This window comes from Lentilactobacillus dabitei (genome assembly GCF_019061365.1).
Classification (GTDB): domain Bacteria; phylum Bacillota; class Bacilli; order Lactobacillales; family Lactobacillaceae; genus Lentilactobacillus; species Lentilactobacillus dabitei.
The window spans coordinates 1-3,099 of record NZ_JAHPPD010000151.1 but is presented as its reverse complement, the minus strand read 5'-3'; the positions used below and the strand labels follow the sequence as shown (position 1 = coordinate 3,099).

Annotated in this window: 2 protein-coding genes and 1 pseudogene; 2 read left to right on the top strand and 1 reads right to left on the bottom strand. The window is 42.6% G+C overall.

Going from position 1 to position 3,099, the window contains the following annotated elements; all coding sequences use genetic code 11:
* Positions 1 to 74: 74 nt before the first annotated feature.
* Positions 75 to 1,304, bottom strand: a pseudogene (locus KTE19_RS13290) (S-layer protein); the annotation flags it as partial.
* 450 nt (positions 1,305 to 1,754) lie between these two features.
* On the opposite strand from KTE19_RS13290, the gene KTE19_RS13285 reads away from it, so the two are divergent.
* Together KTE19_RS13285 and KTE19_RS13280 are read left to right on the top strand one after the other, a co-directional pair.
* On the top strand, positions 1,755 to 2,000 hold the full coding sequence (locus KTE19_RS13285) for a hypothetical protein (RefSeq protein ID WP_217165309.1): 246 nt from the start codon (positions 1,755 to 1,757) through the stop codon (positions 1,998 to 2,000).
* A gap of 65 nt (positions 2,001 to 2,065) precedes the next feature.
* A complete protein-coding gene (locus KTE19_RS13280) occupies positions 2,066 to 2,911 on the top strand; it encodes a DNA/RNA non-specific endonuclease (RefSeq protein WP_217342490.1) in 846 nt (281 codons plus the stop codon).
* Positions 2,912 to 3,099: the final 188 nt, after the last annotated feature.

Here is a 3,099-nt window from a genome sequence, read left to right as displayed (position 1 = left end):
TTGGAAGCATCATTTATTTAAGTTAGATACATATTATATGTACGAAGGCATTTCATTTACACAAGATTCTTGACGCTACCCATTGGCTTGATGCTACCATTAGCAGCTGATTCATAGTAGTACTGAACTTTGGTTGCTTTAGCATTTGGTGTCACATCAACCGTCAGCGTATCACCAAACTTAGCAGTTGTTGCAGCTGGTGTGATCGTCAAATTAGAAAGATCTGGATTAACGGTTGTGCCAGAGCTTAACTTATACGAGTATCCTGATGGGGCAGCAACTGAAGCAAGATAATCGGTTAAACTGCGACCACTATTATCTACATTATTTGTAGTAGCGTCTCCTTGCTTGGTGTTGGCTGAAGCAGTCGTCCAAGCATTCGTCTTGTCAATCGTCTTGCCAGTTGTCACATCCCGATAAGCAATCTTAACGCTCTTGTTAGCATCAAAGTTGTCAGTAGGTGTTGTGCCAGTAGTCAAGCCACTGAACTTAATCCAACCATTTGCGGCACTGTTGGCTGAGTCAGTTGCTTCAACCTTAACCCAAAGGTCGCCTTCACGAGTCCGAGTCGTTTGATCGGTAATCTTGAAAGTAGCGTCCTTGTACTTACTTGAGTCAGTAATAACGCGGCCTTGCTTGTATTGAGTCCAAGCTGGCGTCTTGTAAGTTACTTGAGTACCATCATTTGAAGTACCAGTAGTGGCAATCTTGTAAGTAGCTGACTTCTGAGCATCAGTTAAGCCAGTGGTTTGGTTTGAGGTTGAAGTGCTGGTTGCTGATGATGAGTTGCTTGATGAAGTTGTCGCAGCTGCTTTTGGATCAGTGGTTGTGCTGTATGATTCAACACCACCGCCAAATACGTTGGCAGTCTTACCACCGTAGATCCAGCCACGATATTGGCCATCATAAGTAACAACCTTATAGTAAACAGAACCACGGTTAGTCGTAGCAACTCGATAAGCTCGAACGTTATTCTTTGAACTAGTTGATGATGCTAAACCATTTAAAGTGGTCTTGCTTGCTTTAACCCGGGCACCCTTTAAAGTACCGGCTTTACTGTATAATGCACTGTTACCAGTAAAGTTAACGTTACGATCAGTATCGTTAGCAGTTAATGTCTTGTTTGAAACAACCTTTGCATACGTCTTGGCGCTTGCAGGGTTCACATTGGCGGCACCAGCAGCGGCAACAAAGCCTAAAGCTGCTAAGCCGACGAACAATGACTTCTTGACACGATTATTCAATATAATTTCCTCCAATTGCGTTTCAGCAAAGAATAGATCCAGTATATCGCGTAAAATCATTAGTGATATTACTAAACACAAACAAATTTTCCGCTTTATTTCGGGAAGGTTACAAAGGAAAAACAATATCACAAAAGTTTAAATTCGGCTTTAAGTTAACTTGATGTTCATAAAATCATCAAAACTTTGTGTTTAAAATGCGTATGTAGATTTGTTAAACCGTTTGTCTTACTGACATAGCAGGCACTAGCGAACGTAAAATGGCTTCAACAAAATATGAACATTTCATGAACATGCATTGTTTGGAATTAAATTTACTAAAATTGATAAATAAATACGCAAAATGGATCGGCAGTCAAATTTGATGATTGTCGATCCATTTTTGCTGTCAAGCTATTTTATAAAATGAAAATTAGGAACGGCGGTACGTCATTTTCTTCTATCTTATTTAATTATTAGTGATAAAATACTAAGTGCAGTGTATCACAAACATATTGGGAGGAAATGCAAATGAGTAAGCTTAAACAAGCTTCATTAGTATTAATTGCCACATTTACCATTGGGGGAACCTTTACAATTGTACCGCCGAAGACCGCATCAGCTAGTCGAACCTGGGTGTGGATTGCCCCGAACCACGGCAAACGATATCACTATGCCCGGAGTTGCCGCGGATTGAATAACGCCGGCCACAAGCGCCACGTGACTCTTCACTGGGCAAAATCGCACCACTATCGCCTTTGTGGCTGGGAAAAATAAGTTAATGAGACTGAGGGGATGATCCTATTAAGAAATTTATCTATTGTTTTTTATTAACGATCCTCATGGTTGGTGGCGTTAGTTATGCACAACCGAGCGAAACGCCCAGCGCATCGACTTACGTCTACATTACCCGGACCGGTAAGCACTATTTCTACCATCGGCATAATCGCGGCTTAAACCGGGCCAAGAAAGTCTATCGAGTTAGCCTATCAACAGCTCGAAAGAAAGGTTTGACGTTAGCCAAAACCGATTACAAGCCCGGCAAGCGCAAAGTAATCCGCCGAACAACTCGGAAACGCGCGAAGACAGTCCGCAAAAAAGCCGCCAGTTCCAGTGGTAAGTATTTGAAGATCGCCGGCAAACAAGTGGTGATCATCAACCATAACCGGCCAAAGTTCTCCAAAAGCACCCTATCACTGCGGCATGGTTCCTGGCAAAAGTATGGTCAGTTGGACTTCTTGAACCGGGCAACCACCGCAAATGCCATGCTGAATAAGCGGTTGATGCCAAGAGCTGAACGGGAACCATTGTATGTTGACCCCACCGGCTGGCATAACAAGAAGGCCCACGGCAGTTGGCTGTACAATCGCTGTCACCTGATTGGCTACCAGTTGACCGGGCAAAATAACAACCTGAGAAACCTGATCACCGGTACCCGCTCACTGAATACGCCGGGCATGCTGCGATATGAAAACCGGGTTGCCTGCTATTTAAAGAGCAACAAGAAACATTACATTAGGTACCAAGTCCGACCGGTATTTAAAGCCCACGATCTATTAGCACGTGGTGTTCAAATGCAAGGTAAATCCATCGGCAGCAATCGCGTCCACTTCAACGTGTACATTAAGAATGTGCAGGCTGGGGTGAGGATTGATTATCAGACTGGAATGAGCCAGGTGGTTAATTAGATATTTAAGACACAAAAAGAGATTATTACGATTGTGACCTATACCTCCAAAGTTAAAGTAAAAACTTTAGCTTTGGAGGTATTTTTTATGACTAAGATTTCAAAAGGAACAAAATTGAGAGCACTTGTAGAATATGCTTCTGGTACTGGTTCTCTGACCGGAATTGCGCATAAATATAAAATACATGT

Coding starts and splice junctions, on each gene's coding strand:
- KTE19_RS13285 (WP_217165309.1), top strand. CDS start 1,755: ATGAGTAAGCTTAAACAAGCTTCATTAGTATTAATTGCCACATTTACC.
- KTE19_RS13280 (WP_217342490.1), top strand. CDS start 2,066: ATGGTTGGTGGCGTTAGTTATGCACAACCGAGCGAAACGCCCAGCGCA.